Here is a 22,610-nt window from a genome sequence, read left to right as displayed (position 1 = left end):
CTGTTCCCCAAGCCAGAAGGCGACATGGATTGCACACCGTGCAAGGCTTCTCTATTTACAAACGGCAATCACCCATTTAACCGATGACGCTAATTGCATTTACTTTTTTCATATTAGCCGGAGCTTACCTGGCAGGCTTAATAGGTTCGATGACAGGGTTGGGTGGCGGCTTTATTGTTATTCCGTTATTGACTTTACTGCTGCATGTCAACATCCATTACGCAGTGGGGGCGTCTCTGATCTCTGTCATTGCTACTTCTTCCGGTGCAGGCGCTGCTTACGTTAAAGATAGCCTTTCTAACTTTCGCCTTCCTATGTTTTTAGAAGTTTCAACAACGCTTGGGGCGATCGTGGGTGCTTTATACGCAGCCCTCGTCCCGGCACATTTAATACCCGTCATGATCGGAGCCATCCTGATTTTTTCCTCAGTCATGTCACTACGCAAGAAAAACGATAACCCATCAAAACAGGTATCTAAATTAGGTGAACGCCTGAAGCTGAACGGTACTTATAACAATGGTTCACAGGTCATTCCTTATAAGGTCAGGCATATTACAGGCGGCTTCATCGCCATGTTCTTTGCCGGCGTTATTTCCGGTTTGCTGGGCATCGGGTCGGGAGCATTAAAAGTTTTCGCCATGGACACCGTAATGAATATTCCATTTAAAGTTTCCACAAGCACCAGCAGCTTTATGATTGGCGTAACTGCTGCCGCCGGCGCAGTGATCTACTTCCAGCGCGGGTACATTGATCCTGTAATCGCAGTGCCTGTCGCTACAGGGGTAGTCTTCGGGGCACTGACGGGTGCCAAGCTGCTGACAAAAATTAATTCACCGCAGGTCCTGCGCATGCTGTTTGCAATTGTCGTTTCCCTGCTGGCGGTTCAAATGATCTATAACGGCCTTAAAGCGCATCATTAAATGGATAAGTTCAATAAAAACAACATCAACCAGCTGATTGGCGGCGCCCTGCGGTTGGGTGTCTTCCTGTCATTGATTTTTATGGTTGCAGGCGGCATAGGATATTTATCCAGCCGCAGTGAAGAACCTGCCGCATTCAGCGCCTTCCGTGTAAGCAGGCTATCATTTCCAGCGGTCTTCCAGGGGCTTTTGTCCTTCCAAAGCACCGCCATCATTAACTTTGGCATCATGTTGCTTATCGCTACCCCCGTGATGAGGGTGGTGCTCGCCTTACTGAGCTTTGTATTAGCTAAAGATTCCCTCTACACCGTGATCACCATCCTGGTGTTGCTTATCATATTATTCAGTATCATTAGCGGGCATAGCTCCTGAAGACTAATTCCCGCAAGTTTAACATACATAGCAAATGGCAAGACCTTATCCCACGGTACAATCCGCCCGATGCTCCGGCAAGAACTTTTCTTTAGTCTTGTTCATATTTTGTCAGCGATACTTGGTCATTAACCGTTTTTTAAGCGTTCGCCAGCTATTATCTGAACGAGATCTACAGCAGATTCCTTTAATCGCTGCCTATTATTGGCATTTCAATCACAACTGCCTAAACTTCGATATATCGCTACCTTCATTTCCGCGAATTCGAATTAAATAATTGAATATCAATTAATTATTAACTGGCACTACATTCCCTATCTCCTTGTTGATGATGGACGGAAGACATCCGGCCAGGATTCACCTAACAATTAAACAAAGTAACAAATGACAAAGAACGTATCACAACAACTTGTTGAGCTTTTGGTTAACGCGGGCATTAAGCGTATCTATTCTGTTACCGGGGATAGCTTAAACGAGTTTAATAACGCAGTCCGGAAAGATGGGAACATTCAATGGATCCACGTGCGGCACGAGGAGGCGGGTGCTTTCGCGGCCGCTGCGGATGCAGAACTTACAGGCCTGGCCTGCTGTGCGGGAAGCAGCGGCCCCGGGCATGTCCATTTAGTAAATGGTTTGTATGACGCGCACCGTTCGGGCGTGCCGGTACTTGCTATTGTATCAACCTGCGCCACCGGGGAGTTCGGCTCAGGCTATTTTCAGGAAACCAACACGACCAGGCTATTTGACGATTGCAGTCATTATAACCAGATCGCTAATACTGCCCATCAGCTTCCCCGAATGGCACAGGCAGCTATTCAGCATGCCATACAAAAAAAAGGAGTTGCCGTTTTAGGGCTTCCAGGAGACGTGGCGGGATTACCGGCCGTGGATAACATATCTGCTGACAGGAATTACTTTCCGACGGCGACTATTCAACCGTCAGCAGCAGAAATTCAGGAGTTAGCCGAACTGATCAATTCCCATCGAAAGATTTGTATTTTCTGCGGCATTGGTGCCGCCGGAGCCCATAAAGAAGTTGTTGAGCTATCGTCTTTCTTACAAGCGCCGGTTGGTTATTCCTTCCGTGGAAAGATGAGTATCGCTCACAACAATCCTAATGAGGTTGGTATGTCCGGGCTTCTGGGTTTACCAGCCGCATACCACAGCATGCACGAAAGTGATCTGATCCTGCTACTGGGAACTGATTTTCCTTACGTTCCGTTTATTCCCCAGGATAAGACGCTGGTGCAAGTTGACCTTCAGCCCGAGCGCTTGGGACGGCGGGCGAAATTAGACATAGGGCTTTGGGGGGATGTGAAGGCTACCATAACAGCTTTGATGCCCCTCCTCGAAAGAAAAACAGATAATAGTTTCCTGAAAGCCCAGTTGCAAGTACATGAAAAGGTAAAAGACCACTTACTGATTTATGTAAATGACAAGGGCAAAACGGACGCTATACATCCGGAAGCAGTGGCCTTCATTATGGACAAACTCGCAACGGATGATGCGGTGTTCACTGTCGATACAGGTATGTGCTGCGTATGGGGCGCGCGCTACATTACCGCCAACGGAAAGCGAAAATTGATTGGATCGTTTACGCATGGTTCGATGGCAAACGCAATGCCACAGGCTATCGGCGCTGCGCTGGCATTTCCAGGCCGGCAGATAGTCGCCATGTGCGGTGATGGTGGTATTTCCATGTTACTTGGCGACCTGGCAACCATTAAACAGTACAATCTCAATATAAAAATCATCGTCTTCAACAACCGGTCACTGGGCATGGTGAAACTTGAGATGGAAGTTGCCGGAATTATGGATTATCAAACCGACATGGAAAATCCCGACTTCGCTATGGTTGCTGAGGCCACCGGCATTAAAGGAATTACTATCCATGATCCGGGACAGCTGGAAAGTTCGATGACCCAGGCTATGGCACATCAGGGCCCGGTATTAGTGAACGTTTTTACGGATCCCAATGCATTAGCCATGCCGCCAAAACTAAACTTCAAAATGGTAAAAGGCATGTCCCTGTATATGGGCAAAATGATGCTTGGGGGGAAATTTGAAGAAGTGATCGACACGCTGAGGGCCAATTACAAGCATCTGGAAGACCTGAACAATTAACACGAAGGACATGAAAAACATAACATCGCCGGCAGCTAATCCCACTATGAGCCGTATGTTCCGGGACCGCGCTTTTATTATAGCCTGGGTTTTCGGATTGATTTTCTATTTTCTGGAGTATGTCATTCGGTCGGCACCGGCTGTAATGATCAGCCAGTTAAGCACACTTTTTAAGGTAAACGCTTTGGGTGTAAGTGGTATCTTAGGTACTTATTATTATACCTATTCTGTTACCAGCTTAATAGCAGGAATGTCTTTAGACCGTTTCGGCGCGCGCTACCCTATCGCTATTGGCACCGGTATATTGTTCTTAGGCTGCCTGGCTTTTGCTGCACCTTCTGTAGCCATGGGCGATTTTGGCCGTTTACTTCAGGGAGCAGGTTCTGCATTTGCCTTTACCGGATGTGTTTATCTCGCTGCCCATGGATTCGCCCCCTGTTATCTGGCCACAGCAATTGGGGTAACCCAATGTATTGGTATGCTTGGCGGATCGGCAGGTCAGTTCGTGACCGGTCCCTTATTGAGGTCAGGTTTGCCTGTTACCGTATTCTGGCTTGGGATAGGCATTGCCTGCGGTATAGTCACACTAATGCTTTTCCTGAGTACGCCTGCAGAAAATAAGCGTAACCAGCAACAAAACACTCTTTCGGGCATACTCGTTCCTTACCGAGTTGTTTTTTCTAATTCTCAATCCTATTTGAGCGGACTTATTTCAGGGTTGTTGTTTGCTCCTACCACGATTTTTGCCATGACCTGGGGAGTTACTTTCCTTCAACATGACCGAGGTTTTTCCTATAGTTTGGCAGTAATTACCTGCTCCATGGTGCCGCTCGGCTGGGTGATTGGCGCCCCTCTACTCGGTTGGTTTTCTGATCTCCTTGGTAGGAGAAAGCCTGTATTATCTTTGTGCATCATATTGATGGTTATCTGCCTAATACAATTTACCTACTTTCCAGGCCTGATCTCTGCTTTTGTCACAATGCTCATATTCGGCATAGCCTCCGGAGCGGCTATGATCCCATATTCCATCATCAAGGAAGCCAACCCAGATAGTGTTAAAGGCAGTGCGACCGGCGGGATTAACTTCCTTACATTTGGTGTTACCGCTATACTGGGACCGGTGTTCGCACACTTTTTTGGAAAAACCTTAACGACCGCGGCGGACCCGGCAGTTCATTTTAATGGGGCTGTTACTTTCCTGCTGGCAACTACCGGAATGGCATTTCTGATCAGTCTGATCATCAAAGAAACCGGTTCTGCCGCGAAGAAATGATATAAATATCTAAACGTTACGACGATGAAAACAAAACAATACATCAGAAAAATTTCATTTTCAGTAATTCTGGCTTTGACAATTGGCATAGCTTACGGGCAAGGCGGTTCGCCATCCTATACTGACGGGCTAACCATTAAGCTGGACAGCACGGGTCAAAAATATGTCAGGTTCCTGGTCTGGACAGACTTCAGGGCCCGATATTCAGAGTTGAATCCCGGTACTGCAGTAAACGGCATCGCTAAAGATAATATGCTGGACTTCAGCGTTCGCCAATTCCGATTTGCATTATACAGCCAGTTAAGCCAGCGTTACCTGGTACTTGGAACTATTGGAATAGATAATCAAAGCTTCTCCAGCGGAGGTTCGGCAGGAGGCGGCAATACGGGAAACGGCGGCGCAACATTCAACGGAACTTTGGGCAAAAAGCCTTCCCTGTACGTGCATGAGTTATGGAATGAATATACCATTGTTCCAGACAATGATTTTGCAACGCATAAGCGTAACTTTGCCTCATTATACATTGGTACGGGCTTGCATTACTGGGTTGGTATCAGCCGCATGTCATCCTTAAGCTCATTCAACTTCCTGGCCATCGATGCGCCAATTTACAACTGGCCACTAATCGATAATTCTGATCAGCTGGGACGCCAGGTGGGTATTTATCTTAAGGGTGTTGTCGGGCCTGTTACCTACCGATGGGCGGTTAACAAGCCGTTTACTGTTATTACTCCCGCCGTCGCCTATGCTAAGCCCAATGCCCCTGAATTAAATTATGCGGTAGATAACAACGCAAACGGTAACCTGTCTACTACGGGATATGCAGCCTGGCAATTTTTTGATAAAGAAAACACCTTGGTTCCTTATACCACCGGAACCTATGTTGGTACAAAAAAGGTGCTGAATATCGGTGTCGGCTACTATTACACCGGCAAGGGTACCACCACGCAAGTAAACAATACAGCTACATCTCCGCTAATTAACCATAATATTAGCATTTGGGCGGCTGACGTATTTGCCGATCTACCCTTTGGCGGCAAGCGGCAAAACTGGGCATTTACCGGCTATAGTGTTTATTACCATGATGACTTCGGGCCAAATTACCTGAGAAACGGATCGATCATGAATGAAAATGTCGGACCGGCCCAAAACTATACCGGAGTTGTATCACAGGCCGGCTATGGTAACGTTGCTCCGATTATTGGTACAGGTTCATCATGGTTTACCCAGGTTGGCCTTTTATTGCCCAAAACGCTTTTAAAAACAGACGTTGTGCGTTTACAGCCATTTGCCGAATACAGCTTGCAGCAATTTGAAAGGTACGGCAGTTCAAAATTTACTTGGTGGAGTGCCGGCGGTAACGTTTACCTTGACGGCCATCATGCCAAAATCTCCTTTAAATATCAAACCAGACCTATCGTTGTTAATAATCAGCAAGCTTTTTCAAAAGGCAGTTATGTTATTGCAACGCAGGTATTTTTATAGAGTTAAGAAAGCAGGCTGCCAACATCAACCCAAAAAAGGAATTGGCGGCAAATCTATCAAACGGATATTTGTTTACCAAAAACAAATATCCGTTTCGTTTTTTATCCGTTGCATTCAATCCATCATGTGCTCTGGTAGGGGCAACAATATTTACATTCGGGCTTATGAGGCAATAGGTCGTCTTGCTATTTGATCTGACGGATAATGCCTGCTACAACCGCCTAAAGATACAATCCTAAAGATCAAAGCACCCGCATTTGACTATTCAGCGTTCATTAAGCAAGGTCATTACCGGGTACCCGTCTAATCAAACAATAGCTGCACCTGTTTCCATGTAACGATCTGAATCTGTTAGATTTTGATTCCTGAAAGATATGGTAATTTTAGTTCCATATTCAGCTTCGCAGCAGTAATCGGCGTGGATATCAGCACTTAAGCCACTAATCAGCTTAAGCCCCAGGGATTCAGTTCCATTTTGACATTGATTTTGCGGCATACCGATCCCGTTATCAATAATTTCGAGTTTAATCAAGCCATCATTTTCCGACATCAGAATGAAAACGTCGCCATTTCTATCACCGGGAAACGCATACTTAATGCAATTTGTAACGGCTTCATTCAGGATCAGCCCCAAAGGAATAGCGTGTGAGATACCCAGTTCGATCTTTTCCACATCAATGATAAAATGGATTTTCCCGAAGGTATCAAAACTGTCCTGAAGAGATAGCACCAACTCCGGAATGTAAAAGGCCATGTCAATAGTTTTAATTTCATCTGACTGGTAAAGCTTCTGATGAATTAACGACATGGCATAAATACGATGCTGGCTGCTTTCAATCGCTTTCAAGGCATCATTTTCCAAATACTGTGCCTGTGATTCCAGGAGGCAGATAACCGTGTGCAGGTTATTTTTAACGCGATGGTGAACTTCTTTCAGCAGCCATTCTTTGCCGGTAAGCAATTGCTGTAATAATTCATTTTTGTGCGTGATGATGGCATTTGCCGCTTTCTTCTGCTTGTAAATACGGTAGATCAACGCACTGATGATCAGCATCACGATGATACCCCCCAGGGTAAGGTTTTGAACCAGCCCCGCATGTTTAAGTTTTGTTTGCTGGAGCAGCTCATTTTGTTGCAGCAGCTTTATCTGCTGATCCTTTTTTTCCGTTTCGTATTGCACTTGTTGTTTTTGGCACTCGACCGCCTTGCGCTCGTTGAAAATCGAATCCTGTATCTTATTGAAATGTATCAAATGCTGCACCGCCGACCGGTAATTACCTTTGGCCGTGTCAATCCTGAATTTTAGGGAATATAACGCCGACCGGTCGTAAGCAGTGCCGTTTTTGGCCAGCAATTCTTCACTTTTTTTCATATAATCGGTTGCCTGACCAAATGATTGCGCCGCCAGGTAGAACTTGGACATGATGAAATTATCTTCAATCAGCTTAGCAACATTCAGCTTGTTTTTATATTTCAGGTCAATAGTCCTTAATGCTTCGGCATAAGGTCTGCCATTATCGATTTGATTTAATTTCGTATATATTTTCACAAATGATTCATTGGTTATCCTCGAAAGATCCATATCATTTTTCGGCGCTGGGTATTTTCCCAAAACTTGTTGCAAAATCCGCTTTGCGGCGATCGGCTGTTCGGTATTGAGGCAGCTGTTTACGATGTTAACACATAGAAAATAGATGGTATTAACATCGTTGTATGTTTCCGCAGTTTTAAGCGCCTTGACAAAATAGAATGTTGAATTTTTATAATCATGTTTCCTGTAAAATATCAAACCCAGGTGATTATTAATTGCGCACAATTGCATAGTGGTGTCTTTGTCCAGTTCTGCTGTTTTCAGCGCAAGTAATGCATAGGACAGCGCCTTTTGCAGATTGGTATCATACAAATAAGCAACAGCAATCAGATCATATACTTCCTGTACCGCCTGATAATGGATAGATTTGTAAAGCGCCAGTGATTTCAGAAGTTTTTCTAAAGTGGTTTGCACAGCGTTGTCATACTCACCCAGGCGCTTATATCCGTACGCCTGCCGTTCGACATTATTCGCCATTTTAAATGCCTCAATCCCTTTCGTGTATAGATCCAGGACCTTACTGCTGCCCGAATCATCGTAAGGATTATAATAGGTGGCACGTTGGTAATAAGCCTGCCCCAGGTGGTAATAGTTTTTAGCATCACTCAACAACTGGACGGCTTTATCGTTTAAAACCTTTGCTATTTCCTCTTGTTTGATTTTCCTTGCCAGATACGACTCTACCAAAGCAGTGTATCCGTAGGCCGTAATGGATTTAATTTTTGTATTCATGCGTTTCGCCTGGTCAATAAACAACCGCGCGCTGTCCAGGTCTGTCTTCAATTGACCTTTTTTGAATATATTGAATTCTGCAAGGGTTAATAAAGCATGGATATGCGCGGTATCTGTAACCTTTTGCTGGACTATTTTTAGCAGTTGGTCTGCTTGTTGCCTTTTGATCTCCTGGCCCCTGCACAAAAAGATCGTTCCAACCAGGATAAATAGCAGTATAGGTTTTCTCATAATCTGATTATAAATTGATTAGCTAAAATGTTTAAAAGTTCAATTTTCATGCTTTCTCGGGATGAGATGATGACTTTAAGTTCATATTCATCAATACGATATGTTCGGATCTACAACAATCTCCGGGCTTAGCGCAATTCATCGTTTTCAGATCAAACTGCTGATGCCCTCAATCAATCATTTATCATGGAGCCGCCTTGTTAACCTGCCTTCGTCGATTACCAGGTTTTCCCCGGTGGCAAACGGGTGCTTTATGAGATAAATCAGCGCGAGCGCCACATCCCCCGGTTCCCGGAAGCTGCCGAAGAATCGAACATCATTGACCGCTGTAATTCTGGTTGGGCGTTCCGTAATTGTACGGTAGTAAGACTCCTGGCGAGGCAAACCTACTGTAACGCAGTTCAAGCGAACAGGCGCTAATGGAACTGCCATTGCCTTCGTATAATCGGGTAATATATCTTTAATACAGGGATCCGGCGATTGATTAACTGAGCAAATGGTAATCGAACAACCGGGTCCCATGAGCGGTAAAGCATACTTAATAGCAGCAGATATACTAATAAAACAGGTTGTAATAAAATGCCGCTCTGCCACTTCCGGCAATACATTCGATCCAATGGGAATCATATGCTCGGGGAGAACCATGACCATGTGATCTAAAGAAGCCCGGTTAATGAATAATTCCTTATAACAATCATCACACCTCAGTTCGCTCTCCTTCATATTACAGCCAAATGGCAGAACGAATTTGTTTTTTAATACCGGGCTTAACTTCCTGCAAACCGCTGTTACATGCGCCCCTTCTGCTGCTGCAAATATCGCAGTAGCCTGTCCGATAAGAGAATCAGCTCCTATGACAACGACATTTTTACGTTTTAAGGACCGGTGATAACTATGATCTTTCATTTCATTTCAGTTGGCCAGGCATTACACAGGGAAAGGTCTGCTTAAGGCTATTCACGATACTCTGGCATTTAAACAGGCATCATGACCAACAAACATTCGATCTCAATGCCAACGGTAAGGCGCCTTCGTTTTCGCAACACGCTTCTGATGAATCATGTCGGTTTGCAAATCAGTGCCGCGGAAAGCTTTGACCAGAGGTGAATCGAAAGGCCATTCGTAAAAGTATTGAATGCTATCATGAGAATGCCTTTCAGCCCATTGTGCATCGAAGCTATCGCATAAATAACGCAGCCCCGATCATTTACAGCTTCCCTTTCAAAAAGATGCGTTTCTACAATCTCGAAGTCGTCTGGATTTAGCAGTTCCCTATTCTGGACACAAAGCAAGTTTTCACTTTTAAGGACGTAGTCAAATTCATAACCTTTCTTTTGCAGATCTATTATTGCCTCTTCCTTGTTACTGTAATTATTCATAATGGTGAAAATGTGAGTGAATGCATTGTCAAAGCTGCCCGTGCTGCATCATTCAAAACATTCAATCCCTATGCCATCAGAAAAACAAACTGACTATCAATACATTACCACTTAAAAAAAACAGCTCGGCTTGCTTCATTTCGTTTATTTTAAAATAATTAACCAAATATCAATAAACCGCATCTGGGAGAGCATGCACTAAGTGTTGTCATCTTCGTGCCTAATAGATCAATGGTTTGTGTTGATACTAGCGCACAGTTTATTTTAAAATTTATTTTGGATAAATTATGATTGACATCCTTACCGGGTAATTGCCAGGGCACCATTTCTAATTTCGAACAAGATACAGTTGGGACATTGCAACTCTAAGAGCGTACCACGCCAGCCTCTTCAAAAAGCGATTTCGAAATTAAAAAGACGGTAAGCGACTGTAAAAATGTGCTTAGCCTTAGTCAATCTCCACACATAACATCAAAACTGAGCACCTAAGTTAAAAACTTAAATTAGGTGCTCAGTTAGGTGCACAGAAGTTGACGTTTCTTGAGGGGGTAATTAATAAAAAACCCCTTAAATAAGCTACTTAAGGGGTTTTGCGACCTTTTTAAAGGTAAGGAAGTGCGCCCACCTGGGCTCGAACCAGGGACCAAAAGATTATGAGTCTTCTACTCTAACCGACTGGGTTATAGATGCAATCGCTAATTGCGATTTACTGACGCAATATTAAGACTAATTTGCCAAATGGTCAAGAAGCGGTTGTTACATATTTGTTACTTGACCAGGATAAAGTAACGCTTGTGCATAAGTATCTTTTCAAAAGATGCAGGAAAAGATTTTGGCTTATTTCTTTTTAAAAAAGTAATGGGCAAGGCGTTGCATTTGGCGTACAGATAGTGGTCATTTGTCTGGCCCTGGTTGCTCCAACCCTAAGTAAATAACGTGCTTGTTCGATATCTGAAGGAGTTGGATTGAATCGAACAATTGAGCTTTGACGATCATCCCAAATTATTACTTCATCAAATTCCTTTCCCTTGGATTTATGCAAAGTCATGATGTAAATACCTTTGTAATCTCTATTAGCCATTGAGAAATGCTCTTGCAATAATCCGGTTCGTACGGCTTCTTTCGTGTTTCCGTAATGCCCGTTTTGTTTATAATTTTCAGCAAGTGTTTCTCCCAACAGTGCACCTCGATTCAATAGCTTAATATACTTTGAATCGGTAAATATATCAGTTAGAACTTCGTGAGTTGCTTTTCCGATTTGATCTCTTACCAGCAACCAATCTGCTTGAGGTATGCCACTAAAAATTAAATTTAAAGTAGCATCAACTATTTTTTCGATATCATTTATCAAATGCAACCTGTTTTTGCCTATAACCTTACTTCCATTCAAATAATTCGTCAACATCTCTGATCTTTCAATATCTACCTTAGTAACGCGATCCTTCCTACCTCGTAAATGTGCAATTATATTATTAACGAAATCAACTCTGAGTTCATTCTTAGATTTACGTTCCATAAGTCCAGCTATTAAAACAGCTACGAGAGCGGGTCCGGCAGGATCAATTAAAACTTCGTGACTTATAGATTTATGCCGGGCACTTGTCTTTGAAAGATAATTGGAAATAGAAAGAGTTCCTAATTTCGTTTTGGTAAGGACTGCAATTGACCAACTATTATCAGGCTTGTCTTTTATCTGCCGTTTCATGCTTTCAAATAATGCATATTTTATAGCTGACATTGGTTCTCCTGCATCATATCCATATCGCTTTATCTGAACCTGCTTATATTTTTTGCCCTTATTAGATCCAATCAATAGATCATTTCCGAATTGAACAATATCGGTACCATTACTTCTGTTATTTTCATCTCCGAAATCGTAGGTCGTCGGTTTAAAATGTTTTTCAAAATCCAGTATTCTTTTGGGATTTGCACCCCTAAAATCATAAATCCTTTGGTATGGATCTGCGAGGGCAATGATGGTACTTCTTTCGCCGAGCAATTGTATTATCGGCCATTCCATTGGATCAGTATCCTGAAACTCGTCAACATAAATTATCGGGTAAACATCGCTTAACATGGCCCTCACTTTTTTTGCTCTTTCCAGGATCTCAGTGGTTGTCTCAGCAAAGATGTCAAATGATAGTATTCCTTCTTCCTCAAAAAGTCTTTTGCACTCATTCCTCCTGTTCTCTTTGCTTAATCCAAAGAATCTGGCGGCTGCATCAGCGGGATTTAAAAGTCGGATTATCTTATGTTTTACGATGAGTTTGCTGAAAGTTTGAATGATTGTCCATGCAAATGCGTGATAGGTATTAATCTCGATATTCTTGAGGTGTTCAGGGTTAAGTATACTTTTCGCGCTTTCTACAACTCTACCAACTGTAGATCGGGCAAAGGACAAAAATAATATCCGCTGGTTTTTTTCTATACCTACCTCACCTATGGTTCTTTCCGCTTTTATCAAACTTATAGTTGTTTTTCCGGCACCAGGACCTCCTTTAACAATGATATGGCCATCATCTGTCAACAACTTTTTTCTTTGGTCACAAAGCACAATTTCTGCCATAATCTTATATGTGCTTTTTTATATCCTTCAATGTCGCTTTTAGGGTTTTAGGCATTTCCTTGAGGGTACAATCCCCCAGTAGGTCAGCAGCACCAGCAGCGCCCTTAGCCCATTTAAGATAACTCATTAAAGCATTCTTATATTCATCATTTGTAGAAGTATCTTTGGGTTCAATTTTTGCCAGATGAGATGGCCAACCACCATCTTCCACAATTTGAAGCAGAAAACGCTTTTGTGCTTCAATATCGACCTCCTCGATAATTAGTGCTTCGAACCCCTTATATGGTAACTCGTAGGGATGATCAACATATTTCTTAATTTCTTTAAGGGTATCTTCTTCTTGTTTATCAAATACTGCAAATGTGGTTTTCTTTAAACCCTTAAAGTACGCGCCATATTTGCTTATCGCAGTGTCTGATCCTGCATTAAAAATAGCGATACCCAATGCTTCCAAAGATGAATAATTGCTGTGAAGTTCTTCAAGCTTTTTGGCTGCACCTGAATATGCTGCGGCTTCGGTGACACCTTCCGTTATCAATACGCGTTTTGCCAGTAATGCTTCTGCAAATTTTGCTCTAAATTCGGAGCGATATGTTTTAGGCTTAACACCATCAGGTAGGCTAACTGAGGTACTGTGTACCTTTCCTTTTTTGCGATTGATTAAGCAAATTTGTTCAGGTTCAAATTCTTCTAAAACAAATGGAGAATGTGATGTAAATAATGCTTGATTCGCCTTTTTTCTGACAATGTTAACAATACGCTTTTGGGTATATGGAGGTATGGCAATTTCAGGTTCTTCCATAGCAAATATCACAGTATCTTTCATTTCCGCAATCATTGAAAGTAATGCGAGAACCATGGTATTAACAGTTCCTGTTCCCTGATGATGAAATGGAGCGTAATAATCATCTGAACCGGTTGACATAAATACAGTTAGGGTTTTTCTTAGAGATTCTCTTGTCAGATCAGTCACTTTAAGGTGTGGTTCTGACCCCCAATCGGCAGGAACAAATTCTTTCAGTGCTTCTTGTACACCCTCCAATACTTCTTTTACGCCGAGATCAGGATCATCAGCGACTGTAGTATCTCTCAATTTGTCTAAAACATCCTCCCACATTTTAGGCCTGAGTTCCTTGATTTTTAATATGATATCTAATAATGACCCACGTTCAAGACTTAATGCCCTTGAGCCAGTCCTTAGTGCGCGTAGGTAAAGAAACCCACATTCGCGTTTGTCCATTTTTCCAAACTTGGCAAATGTGCCATCTTCCTTTTCGGGGTTACAAAAATATGTCTCTCCTGTAAAATCATCCTCGTCCACGTCATAGTGGCCACGAAATGCTACCCGTAAAGCCTCAACTGTACTATCTCCATCTACAAGTTCAGCAGGTGGTTCTTCAAATAACTCACATAGATCATTATCCCAATATTCAATATGATTACGAAAACGCCTGACTTGTTCCTTATGAAGGCCAGTAATTACAACTTCGACGCTTATTTCAATTGGTTTATCATCCTTGATATATTTTCCATTAAAGAAATCGTGTTCATCAACTACCGGTGTTCTTCCTAAACGATCTGGGCCTAAAACCAGATCAATTGCTTCAAAAATGGTTGATTTTCCTGCATTGTTGTCTCCAATGAAAACGGTGTGCCCGCTAATATAAATTACGGCTTCTTTTATGCCTCGAAAATTATTAATGGAAATTCTTGATACTTGCATGATTTTGGTTTAAGCTGAGATTGGTATAGTTAGGTAAATATATCAATATTGTGTTTTATTGATAGGCATATAATTAGGTAAAAAATATTTAAACAGTTTATTTTTACCAAGCAAATGAAACTTATGCATCTTAGCGAAGTTTTTACCAAACCTTAACGTTTAGCAATTTTTTATGACAGTATCTGACCTTACCAAATATTTTAAAAGTGTTAATAAAATCATTCCATCAGACCTTGGTGAAATTACGCTGATTAAACCCGTCGGCCAGGGCGGAAATGGGCTTGTATATGAAGCATCTTTACACGGTAAGAAAATTGCAGTTAAATTTCTTTTGACCGAATCATCCGGAAATATTAAAAAATCAAAAGAAGATCGTTTTTTAGCTGAGTATTTTAATGTCATCACCTTACCCTTCAAAAAATCAATTGTTCGTTACTTTGATTACGCCGTTTTCCAACCAACCATTAATGATATAGTCCAGTACATTCCAATGATATTGATGGAATTGTATGATGGATCACTTAATAAACTACAAGCAAATGCAACAGAGGAGCAATTTGAAGAGTTGTTTAAATTTCTGGTTGATACTGTTGGTTTTGTACATAACAACGGTATAATTCATCGTGATATTAAACCTGAAAATATCCTGTATCAGAACAGGCAATTTATTTTAACGGATTTTGGAATAGCCAGTTATAACCCTGAATTGTTCGCGGCCAAGGCAATTACCGATAAGGCAGAAAGACTTGGCAACAGAAATTTTTCTTCTCCGGAACAGGAGAATGCAGGAACTTCTGCGGCTGAGACGATGGATATTTATGCAATTGGTCAGGTCGCACAATGGTTTGCTACAGGTTCTACTCATAGAGGCACGGGTAGAAAGAGGATAACAACGAAGTTTACTGGTTTGAGTAAATATGATAGCGTTATCGACAAATGTCTTCAGCATGATCCTGCTGCGCGTTTTCAAAATATTGCTGAAATTAAAGCAGCTTTAGGAGTTGATAAATTTGTTGATCCATTTCAAGATTTCTACAGGTTTCACGATATGCTAACCCGATCCTTTCCTCGAAATGAAACCGGGACCATTTATTGTGATAACGCAGATAAAATCAATAGGCTATTTGAAAATATTGAAAAATACCAACCAGAATTAGACAAAAAACTGTGGTGTACAAGCAATTTTGGGGATCACGATTTTAATCTCAAAAAGTCACCTTTTACGGGACGGTGGAAATTTGACACTTTGGAGTACAAGATAAAGGATATTTGGGTGCACTACGATACCAGTTTTTTCAATGATTTTGTTTTAGTTCATTATTTAAAGGATGACCCATTTAAATTTGAAAATAAGCATTACATGGGAGTTACGGTTGTCGATAATTCCTTTATTATATCACCATCAGAAGCTCATAATGGTTATGCAGAAGTAAATGACGAAGTTATTACATTGAGCGAACACCAAACAGAATATATCGAGCGAGAACAAGAGGAAGGTTATTTTCTAATTAGTACTGGTGATCAATGTGCGCATTATTGGCCAAACATGGATGATATCAGGAAATTTATAGAAGATCTTCTAAAGCAAGAATTAATACCTACTATTGATGAAGTTAAAGTATTAGAGAAAAAAATCAGAAACCGCCGCCCATTAGAAGTTTCGAATAGGCTTTAAGGCGGGTCAACTGGTAATATATATTATTTAATCCTCCTGTATGTCCTCATCATCAATGTCAGCCTCATTATCTCGACCATAAAACATAATTCTCAAAAATGTTTCAAACAGCAAATATGATTCTGTATTTTCAATTGCCCAACCAAAAGCATCCCCATAGAAGGGATGAGAACCATACTTTGACCAATGGGTATAGTCGTGTCTGGTTACCTCCCAATATAATTCTCTGATTACTCCAGTTGGCCTTAAATCATATTGGAATACATAAACACTTTCAATATTGCTTGACTCGTACTGATCGAAAGAACCTCCAAAAACCCCTTCCGAATGAATTTTTACTCCCATCCGGTTAATCGTACATGCTTCAACAGCCTTCTGACCTATATGGTGTAAATTTGAAACCCAATTATACCCCAGGTCAGTAAAATAATTCCAGTCAGTATGTATATCGTTATGTTTACCGAGGCCAGGTAATATGTTTGTCAGATTGATCTCATCATTTATTTCGAAAAGGCTGGGAGGTTCAAGATGCTCCAATTCAGGATTATTTATTCTAAAATAATTATCAGAAGCTATTTTATAGGGATTTAAACCAACTAAAACAAGTTTGTTGGTATTGGGCAACAAGTTATTAAATTCTGGCCATTGCTGTTGCGGGTAGACAAACCCGTGTATGCCTTTTTCTTCCATGAGCTGCGCGGCTAAACCAGCAACACGGTTCATATCTACAATATTTTGCCCCTCGGGTTTTGGGTTCCAATGTGTCTCTTCATTATTCCATGAATATACCAATACGTCAAAATTTCTTTTTTTAAAGGCATTACTGGAAAAGTGTATAATATCTTCAAGCGATGGTATATGAGGTTTCAGTTTTAATGAGGTAATTTCATTTTCATCTTCAAATATTGGATGCAGTATGCAGATTTTTCGTTTATCAAAAACCAGTGATTGCAAAAAAGCATCCTCAATGGTTTTGCCATACATCGGGCAGATTAGGATAAAAACGTTATCATCCCTGCTATGAGAAGGAAACTTTGCATTTATCTGGTTGGCATAGGCCAACAATTCTGTAAATGCCTGTCGCTCTGTTTGACCATCTTTTTTTAATTCAACAATATAAATACCTGGTATGCCTTCGGCCTTTCCCAAAAAGTCAGCTCTGATTTTTGTCTCACCAATATTTCCGAGAGATACCTCATTTCCAAATAATCGTAGGCTTTGTAAATCCTCGAAAATATTCCTAATTCTTTCGATGATGATATTAAACAAAATTTTATCGGAGGTTAATTCTTCTATAGATTGCTCATTATGATTGAATTGATATAATGGCGGGAGTTCAAACTCACCAATGATTTCATAAAAATCATCCTTGTACTTCCAGATATGTTCCTGAATTTCTTTTTCGCTGAAGTTAATACGAGTCATCTATCAAGTTGTTAATATAAATGGACATTTAGTAAAGTAATAAGGATGCATTCTTGATAACCACCGAATTTATTATTTTTAAAAATAACAAGCCAGATAACTTAAACCACACATTTTAATATGAATTTATTAACTACTGTTTACGGTGTATATATTATAGAATCGCTTAACGATGGCGATTATTTTGACGGTGAAAACCTAAATGGCATCCTAACGGTAGCAAAGATACCGGTGATCTATCGATATGCTCTTTCCGTAAGCTCGTTGAAAGAATTGTTACAAGACTTTAAACGTTCTAAATTTCGGTATCTCTATCTTTCATGTCATGCAGATGAAGATGGAATAGAAATAAACGGTGAGGCTATTTCATACAGGGAGTTACAACATATGTCAGGTAATATGAAAGATGTACGTATTTTTATGTCAGCTTGTAAAGGTGTGAACAGGCCGTTTGCCAAACTGATGATAGGAAAATCCAAAATATTATCACTCATCGGATCTCCAGACGATATCGATCAGGATAAAGCAGCAGTATTTTGGCCGGCGTTTTTTTATATTATGAAAGAATCTGATGAGAAAAAAATGGTCAGGAGCAATATTTCAATAACCTTAAAGAAGCTTATTAATTTATTCGACCTTCCTATTAACTATTATAGCAAAATTACCGGAGACCCAAAACATATGAGGCAGCTGAAAATCAGGACTGGAAAGAGTACTGATAATAAAAAGATTGCCATTTAGAAGGATAAATAATGCGATGGTAATTCTTCAAGGGGGCGGGCATCATCCCAAATTTTGGTTAAATGGATTTTACTGATAGCCTCAATGATGGCATCCCTAAAACCATCATCAAATGCCCCTCCTGAAATCTGCTTCCATGAAGAACCTGATAATTTTTCAATTACAAGTATGCCGCTATTATCTAACTGTATGAAGAAAACCATTCGTTCCTTATCATAGTTAACAAATGTTTTCAGCCCAAAATCACGATTTTGATCATTGAATTTAAATTTGACATCTATCATATTGGGTCTATTTAGTATTTCTAAGGTAGGTATAATTGATTCAAAATCCTTATCTGGTAATGCCAATATGTAGTTGTAATTTAAAAGTAGAACGTATAGGTTACCATTAATTAATTTCTTTTGCTTCTTTTCTTTGATCACAAAGAAAAGAAGTCCCCACCATTAAAAAAGGGGCCTCAGCCCCTGTATTAGCCGTTATACGGCCTTTTTACAATAAAATAGAAGGTTGCCTCATCTTCCCAAATGAGGGCTTTAACTGGCTCTTCTATGCGTTTTTTTGGCAGTATTTCCAGTTCCCGGTTTAAATCGTCAGGGATATCCGGGGGGTGATCAGCAATATTTATTTTAATTGATTGTTGTTGTCGATTAAAGGCAAACGCCACCCGCAAAGGCCTAACACTTAAAATAGTAACAATTTCAGACTTCCGTTTTTTCAAGGAATAGTAAACGTCCCAAAGCGCATTTTGAAAAGTGAAACCGATCCCGTTAACAGTGTGATTTTTAAATAGCCGTCCGTTTTTCTTACGGACGGCTAATTTGAAAGCAAATTCATAACAAATTGTCATGGCTCATTTTAAGTTATATTTTTAATTATAATCTGAGCATCTAAATAAGCGCTCCGGCTGATGTGTCGTTGCCATGCACCCTCTCTTGGTGACCAGCGGAAACCGGCAGATTTTAGTTTCTTGCGGGTGCTTTCATCAGGCTTACCGGGGAATATGATTTGCAAGCGGTTCGCCTCTTTGTTTTCAAAAATGCGGATATCGTTTATTGTCTCGTCGATTGCTGTTTTGTCCTCCAGCTTTTTAAGTTGGTCGATACGCTGCTGAATCCGGCGTATATTGGCGTTGTTATTGGAAAGACTGAAATGCGCGAATCCTTTGCCATAGCCGGGACTGGTTTTATTTAATTCATCCCAAAGATTTTCACTTGCAGCCTCTAATTTTAAAAAGCCTTCTTTATCGCCTTTTCTAAGGCATTTGTTAGCAGACTTCATAAACTCCTGTGCCTTTTTTAATTCATTTAACTTGGCGTTCAGCTTTTCCAGGGCTTTAGGGTCATCCGAAAATATGGCGTCATTATTTTCAATGGTTTTTGCTTTGTCCTGATAATATGCAGCTTTATCCAATTTGATATTTGCCTGTTGAAATTTATTGCTGATCCGGTTGCGGTAATTACGATCCCCTTTTTCTGAGTGATGTCCAATTAAAATAGGTTGTCCCATCGGTATAACGCTTGCCATTTTTGAGGCTGTTGTATACAGGCTTTCCGCTTCCTGGGTGTTCTTTTTAGCTAAGCGGTGTGCGTTAATTATGCGGTTTTCTTTACGTTCTTCAAAATCGTGTTTCATGATTGTAGAATTTTGGCGGGAGCTAAAGCCCCCGCCTTGTTATTAATTAAGTTTAAAATCACCGCCGCCAAACTTTTCAAATTCATGGCAGAGGTTAAATGCGATTTGTGTTTTAGTCAGGCCATTGCCGAACATGACGGACTTTAGTTTTTGCTCTTCGCTTTTGTAGTCTAATACATTTTGAAAATAACCTGTTATCGCATTATATGCGCCAAACAACGTCCCGCGGGTGGTGTCCATTTGTTGGGTTGGATTGGTAAAGGCATAGGTACAAATACGTTCAACCGTATTTTTAAACCTGCTTGAAAACTCGTCAGGCGCTTCGTCTGTCAATACCTTGTTTAGCACCTCTTTGCTTGGTGCCATTGCTAATTGCACCAGTTTAAGAACTTCCTTATCACGAATGCGGATTTGTGACCAGCGGTTAAATACATCGCCTAACTGGTCGGCTAAGGTGTTGGTGAAGCCCATAATTTTGTGTGCCTCTTCTAATCGCTCTTTAGCGCTTTCCGTGTGGCGGATTTTGTGGCAATTGCTCATATTTCGCAATGCTGCGTTAAGCGTGTTGTTACATACTATGCGAATTGGGGTAAATGCAATAGTGATACTGCCAAAACCATCGTGCGAGGTGGTAAGGAACAAATATTTTTCGATCAGGTCGTCATTACCAACCCGAATGTAACCCGGCAATTTGGCGGTAATAAAAATACGTTCACCGTTACCCAATGCTCCGGCAGTTTCATACAATACGCCATCGCCACCGCCTACAATAGCATCAAAAAATTTAAAGGCATCCCGGTTTTGTACAATTTCGTAATCACTACCGACTACCCCTAAAACCTGATTGGTATCTGCGCGAACGGTAGCAAATCTTTCAGGCACAAAAATATCATCGGAATACCGCCCCTGCTGATCGCATGCATATAATGACCATTTTTCTACTTCATAGTCCAGTCCGGCTACCTGTATTGCTTCGGCACTGGTCAGGTAACGGTCAACGACCTGCCCGAGGCCGTGCCATGCTCTTTCCTTAACGCTCATAAAAGCGTGTTTACCTGTTAGTTGATTGAAATTTATATTATCTGGCATGATTGTAAATGTTATTTGGTTTTCAATTCCATTATTTCGGTTTTCAGCACCTGCACATTATTTGTGCTGGTAATGCTCAAATTGGTTTCCCTTTGCAGTTCGCTGATGGCGTTATGTATGTGCTTGTAGGGCGTGTTTACCGTTACTTTAATGAGCAAATACAAGGTGTCGTTATGCTTATTCATGATTGATAGGCGTTTATGAACTCGGCAAATTCAAACTGGAAAACTGCGGGGTTTTCTTTTGCTAACTGTTCGGCATAGCCGTCCCAAAAAAGCTGGTTTGTTAATTCGATAAATAGCTCGTACATCTTAATTCCTATTTAATGGATTGGTTAAAAAAAAGCCTCCCGGCAATACCGGGAGGCAAGAGTTAATTAGTTAGGAAAAACGATTTCTGCCTCGATTTCAGAAAGTTTAGACACACAGGCATCGTAAACAAACTGTGCAGTCATGGCAATGAGGTTTGGGGTGTTGGTGGTAAACTTGTTACCCTTGTCGTCCTCAATGATCAGTTTGCAACCCTGATAAAAATTGCTTTCCAGTTGGTCGGCATTTTCGGCCAGTTTGATCTGAAAATCTTCTAAAGTTTTGATCCGGGCGATTAAGGCTAAACGCTGTATGTTTTTGCGATGCAGGCCCTCTACGTATTTTACTGTCTGCTCCAAATTCAAGGCAGGTTTAAGAAATTTAATTTCTCCTGCGGGCTGCTCTTTCACCTCTTCGGCTTTAGGTTGCTCATGGCCTGTTGCCGGTTGCTCATTAGCGGAGGCCTTAGTTTCTGTTGCCGGTGTGGACGCAGCTTGCGCAGCCTGGGCTGCGGGTTCAGTTTTGGCGGGGTCATTTTTAACAAGTCCATCGTTTTTTTCATTGTCTTTGCCGGGGATGCTCGGGCGATTGGTGGTTTCGATTTTTTTGCTGTCGTTTTTTGGGGTTGCTGCACCTTGTGTAGTTCCGCTGTTTTTGGTTGTTGTGCTCATTTTCTGCGCGTTAAAGGGTTAAAAATTTGTTTGATACTTTTTTTTCGCCTGGCTCATTCGGCTATCGCCTCATTTGCCTTTTGTTAAGCACCCCATTATTTGCGCGCGGGGAAAAGAGACAAGGCTGACGCAAAAAAATACGCTGCCAACACATCGCGGCGCAGCCGCAGCCTTAGAAATTGCAGGAAGATTTTTTTGACGGCACTCCGCATGGCCTTGGCTCGCGGCGGGGGATTCCTTTGCGTAACAAAAGGCAAATGAGGCGATAGCCGTCTGAAGAATATCAGCGCTGCGGCGGTCATGAAAACCGACCTGCACGGCACCAGCGCCTGACGGTTACCGTTACCGTCCGTAAGCGCAGGACCGGGCAGGTCATTGGTGTATGTTATGCGCTGCAATACCCTGTAAGCATTGCTGAGATCAAACAATGGTCTGGAAAAAGGGAAAGGCCTTTACGGCGGCTGCACATAGCGAGGAATAAAGCGTCAGCGGTATGACGAGTATTGTGCAGAGCTTAGCGGTCGCCGTGAAGGCTGTTCCCGAGAAAGCGAAGCTGGTGAGTGATGGAGTAAAGCGGAATGCGAACCTGCGATAGCGGCGGGTGCATCAGGGGGTGCAGCGGCATCCTCCCAAGGAGATACAGCGGAACACCCGGCCCGAAGGGGATGCC

General features: G+C 41.6%; 20 protein-coding genes and 1 tRNA gene. 7 read left to right on the top strand and 14 right to left on the bottom strand.

The features are described from left to right. The first annotated feature begins 83 nt into the window (after window positions 1-83). The 5 genes from DIU38_RS09645 to DIU38_RS09625 all read left to right on the top strand — a co-directional run bounded on the left by DIU38_RS09645 (window position 84) and on the right by DIU38_RS09625 (window position 6,174). The gene (locus DIU38_RS09645) at window positions 84-920 is read left to right on the top strand and encodes a sulfite exporter TauE/SafE family protein (protein WP_112652422.1); all 837 of its coding nucleotides are present in this window, start codon (window positions 84-86) and stop codon (window positions 918-920) included. Next, window positions 921-1,292 (top strand): DUF1634 domain-containing protein, encoded by a 372-nt coding sequence (locus DIU38_RS09640; protein WP_091170571.1) that lies wholly within the window; start codon window positions 921-923, stop codon window positions 1,290-1,292. It abuts the gene before it with no gap. Between the two features lie 384 nt (window positions 1,293-1,676). Next, the gene (locus tag DIU38_RS09635; RefSeq protein ID WP_112652423.1) at window positions 1,677-3,416 is read left to right on the top strand and encodes a thiamine pyrophosphate-dependent enzyme; all 1,740 of its coding nucleotides are present in this window, start codon (window positions 1,677-1,679) and stop codon (window positions 3,414-3,416) included. A gap of 10 nt (window positions 3,417-3,426) precedes the next feature. Beyond that, window positions 3,427-4,689, top strand: a complete 1,263-nt coding sequence (locus tag DIU38_RS09630) for an MFS transporter (RefSeq protein ID WP_208057538.1) — start codon at window positions 3,427-3,429, stop codon at window positions 4,687-4,689. 24 nt (window positions 4,690-4,713) lie between these two features. Beyond that, window positions 4,714-6,174 carry a porin gene (locus DIU38_RS09625; protein WP_112652424.1) on the top strand — a complete coding sequence of 487 codons (1,461 nt, stop codon included), beginning with the start codon at window positions 4,714-4,716 and terminating at the stop codon, window positions 6,172-6,174. Window positions 6,175-6,481: 307 nt separating this feature from the next. On the opposite strand, the gene DIU38_RS09620 is transcribed toward DIU38_RS09625, so the two are convergent. The 6 genes from DIU38_RS09620 to DIU38_RS09595 form a co-directional block, all read right to left on the bottom strand. After that, a complete protein-coding gene (locus DIU38_RS09620) occupies window positions 6,482-8,728 on the bottom strand; it encodes a sensor histidine kinase (protein ID WP_112652425.1) in 2,247 nt (748 codons plus the stop codon). Between the two features lie 177 nt (window positions 8,729-8,905). Continuing rightward, window positions 8,906-9,634: an SDR family oxidoreductase gene (locus DIU38_RS09615; protein WP_112652426.1), complete on the bottom strand. Its 729-nt coding sequence runs from the start codon at window positions 9,632-9,634 to the stop codon at window positions 8,906-8,908. 152 nt (window positions 9,635-9,786) lie between these two features. Further along, on the bottom strand, window positions 9,787-10,107 hold the full coding sequence (locus tag DIU38_RS09610) for a phosphoribosylpyrophosphate synthetase (RefSeq protein ID WP_112652427.1): 321 nt from the start codon (window positions 10,105-10,107) through the stop codon (window positions 9,787-9,789). 616 nt (window positions 10,108-10,723) lie between these two features. Next, window positions 10,724-10,797, bottom strand: a tRNA-Ile gene (locus tag DIU38_RS09605). 157 nt (window positions 10,798-10,954) lie between these two features. Next, the gene (locus DIU38_RS09600; RefSeq protein WP_112652428.1) at window positions 10,955-12,673 is read right to left on the bottom strand and encodes an ATP-dependent helicase; all 1,719 of its coding nucleotides are present in this window, start codon (window positions 12,671-12,673) and stop codon (window positions 10,955-10,957) included. A 4-nt stretch (window positions 12,674-12,677) separates the two neighbouring features. Continuing rightward, window positions 12,678-14,396 carry an ATP-dependent nuclease gene (locus DIU38_RS09595; protein ID WP_112652429.1) on the bottom strand — a complete coding sequence of 573 codons (1,719 nt, stop codon included), beginning with the start codon at window positions 14,394-14,396 and terminating at the stop codon, window positions 12,678-12,680. 172 nt (window positions 14,397-14,568) lie between these two features. On the opposite strand from DIU38_RS09595, the gene DIU38_RS09590 reads away from it, so the two are divergent. Then, on the top strand, window positions 14,569-16,071 hold the full coding sequence (locus tag DIU38_RS09590; RefSeq protein ID WP_112652430.1) for a protein kinase domain-containing protein: 1,503 nt from the start codon (window positions 14,569-14,571) through the stop codon (window positions 16,069-16,071). 27 nt (window positions 16,072-16,098) lie between these two features. On the opposite strand, the gene DIU38_RS09585 is transcribed toward DIU38_RS09590, so the two are convergent. Beyond that, on the bottom strand, window positions 16,099-17,496 hold the full coding sequence (locus tag DIU38_RS09585) for a hypothetical protein (RefSeq protein WP_112652431.1): 1,398 nt from the start codon (window positions 17,494-17,496) through the stop codon (window positions 16,099-16,101). Window positions 17,497-17,616: 120 nt separating this feature from the next. Here DIU38_RS09585 and DIU38_RS09580 point away from each other — a divergent pair, with 120 nt between their 5' ends. Continuing rightward, window positions 17,617-18,237 carry a hypothetical protein gene (locus tag DIU38_RS09580; protein WP_112652432.1) on the top strand — a complete coding sequence of 207 codons (621 nt, stop codon included), beginning with the start codon at window positions 17,617-17,619 and terminating at the stop codon, window positions 18,235-18,237. Here DIU38_RS09580 and DIU38_RS09575 read toward each other — a convergent pair. The 7 genes from DIU38_RS09575 to DIU38_RS09555 form a co-directional block, all read right to left on the bottom strand. Beyond that, window positions 18,234-18,587, bottom strand: coding sequence for a hypothetical protein (locus tag DIU38_RS09575; RefSeq protein WP_146752286.1), 354 nt, complete (start codon window positions 18,585-18,587; stop codon window positions 18,234-18,236). The genes DIU38_RS09580 and DIU38_RS09575 overlap by 4 nt on opposite strands. Window positions 18,588-18,709: 122 nt before the next feature. Further along, the gene (locus tag DIU38_RS09570; protein WP_112652434.1) at window positions 18,710-19,087 is read right to left on the bottom strand and encodes a hypothetical protein; all 378 of its coding nucleotides are present in this window, start codon (window positions 19,085-19,087) and stop codon (window positions 18,710-18,712) included. An 8-nt stretch (window positions 19,088-19,095) separates the two neighbouring features. Beyond that, complete coding sequence (locus DIU38_RS09565) at window positions 19,096-19,872, bottom strand: DUF3560 domain-containing protein (RefSeq protein WP_112652435.1); 777 nt, start codon at window positions 19,870-19,872, stop codon at window positions 19,096-19,098. Between the two features lie 42 nt (window positions 19,873-19,914). Continuing rightward, on the bottom strand, window positions 19,915-20,961 hold the full coding sequence (locus DIU38_RS09560; protein WP_112652436.1) for a DUF932 domain-containing protein: 1,047 nt from the start codon (window positions 20,959-20,961) through the stop codon (window positions 19,915-19,917). Window positions 20,962-20,972: 11 nt separating this feature from the next. Beyond that, a complete protein-coding gene (locus DIU38_RS32985) occupies window positions 20,973-21,146 on the bottom strand; it encodes a hypothetical protein (protein WP_167516130.1) in 174 nt (57 codons plus the stop codon). Next, window positions 21,143-21,271, bottom strand: coding sequence for a hypothetical protein (locus DIU38_RS34420; RefSeq protein ID WP_262714285.1), 129 nt, complete (start codon window positions 21,269-21,271; stop codon window positions 21,143-21,145). Before DIU38_RS34420 ends, DIU38_RS32985 begins: the two co-directional genes overlap by 4 nt. A 66-nt stretch (window positions 21,272-21,337) precedes the next feature. After that, entirely contained in the window at window positions 21,338-21,940 is a 603-nt protein-coding gene (locus DIU38_RS09555; protein ID WP_112652437.1) for a hypothetical protein, read from the bottom strand. Window positions 21,941-22,610 lie beyond the last annotated feature (670 nt).

The sequence above is a fragment of the Mucilaginibacter metallidurans genome, assembly GCF_003286435.2.
GTDB lineage: Bacteria > Bacteroidota > Bacteroidia > Sphingobacteriales > Sphingobacteriaceae > Mucilaginibacter > Mucilaginibacter gossypii.
This window is presented reverse-complemented; position numbering and strand designations above follow the sequence as displayed.

What these genes read in the sequence shown, in the direction of transcription:
- DIU38_RS09645 (WP_112652422.1), top strand. Translation starts at nt 84, where the DNA reads ATGACGCTAATTGCATTTACTTTTTTCATATTAGCCGGAGCTTACCTG.
- DIU38_RS09640 (WP_091170571.1), top strand. Translation starts at nt 921, where the DNA reads ATGGATAAGTTCAATAAAAACAACATCAACCAGCTGATTGGCGGCGCC.
- DIU38_RS09635 (WP_112652423.1), top strand. Translation starts at nt 1,677, where the DNA reads ATGACAAAGAACGTATCACAACAACTTGTTGAGCTTTTGGTTAACGCG.
- DIU38_RS09630 (WP_208057538.1), top strand. Translation starts at nt 3,427, where the DNA reads ATGAAAAACATAACATCGCCGGCAGCTAATCCCACTATGAGCCGTATG.
- DIU38_RS09625 (WP_112652424.1), top strand. Translation starts at nt 4,714, where the DNA reads ATGAAAACAAAACAATACATCAGAAAAATTTCATTTTCAGTAATTCTG.
- DIU38_RS09620 (WP_112652425.1), bottom strand. Translation starts at nt 8,728, where the DNA reads ATGAGAAAACCTATACTGCTATTTATCCTGGTTGGAACGATCTTTTTG.
- DIU38_RS09615 (WP_112652426.1), bottom strand. Translation starts at nt 9,634, where the DNA reads ATGAAAGATCATAGTTATCACCGGTCCTTAAAACGTAAAAATGTCGTT.
- DIU38_RS09610 (WP_112652427.1), bottom strand. Translation starts at nt 10,107, where the DNA reads ATGAATAATTACAGTAACAAGGAAGAGGCAATAATAGATCTGCAAAAG.
- DIU38_RS09600 (WP_112652428.1), bottom strand. Translation starts at nt 12,673, where the DNA reads ATGGCAGAAATTGTGCTTTGTGACCAAAGAAAAAAGTTGTTGACAGAT.
- DIU38_RS09595 (WP_112652429.1), bottom strand. Translation starts at nt 14,396, where the DNA reads ATGCAAGTATCAAGAATTTCCATTAATAATTTTCGAGGCATAAAAGAA.
- DIU38_RS09590 (WP_112652430.1), top strand. Translation starts at nt 14,569, where the DNA reads ATGACAGTATCTGACCTTACCAAATATTTTAAAAGTGTTAATAAAATC.
- DIU38_RS09585 (WP_112652431.1), bottom strand. Translation starts at nt 17,496, where the DNA reads ATGACTCGTATTAACTTCAGCGAAAAAGAAATTCAGGAACATATCTGG.
- DIU38_RS09580 (WP_112652432.1), top strand. Translation starts at nt 17,617, where the DNA reads ATGAATTTATTAACTACTGTTTACGGTGTATATATTATAGAATCGCTT.
- DIU38_RS09570 (WP_112652434.1), bottom strand. Translation starts at nt 19,087, where the DNA reads ATGACAATTTGTTATGAATTTGCTTTCAAATTAGCCGTCCGTAAGAAA.
- DIU38_RS09565 (WP_112652435.1), bottom strand. Translation starts at nt 19,872, where the DNA reads ATGAAACACGATTTTGAAGAACGTAAAGAAAACCGCATAATTAACGCA.
- DIU38_RS09560 (WP_112652436.1), bottom strand. Translation starts at nt 20,961, where the DNA reads ATGCCAGATAATATAAATTTCAATCAACTAACAGGTAAACACGCTTTT.
- DIU38_RS32985 (WP_167516130.1), bottom strand. Translation starts at nt 21,146, where the DNA reads ATGAATAAGCATAACGACACCTTGTATTTGCTCATTAAAGTAACGGTA.
- DIU38_RS34420 (WP_262714285.1), bottom strand. Translation starts at nt 21,271, where the DNA reads ATGTACGAGCTATTTATCGAATTAACAAACCAGCTTTTTTGGGACGGC.
- DIU38_RS09555 (WP_112652437.1), bottom strand. Translation starts at nt 21,940, where the DNA reads ATGAGCACAACAACCAAAAACAGCGGAACTACACAAGGTGCAGCAACC.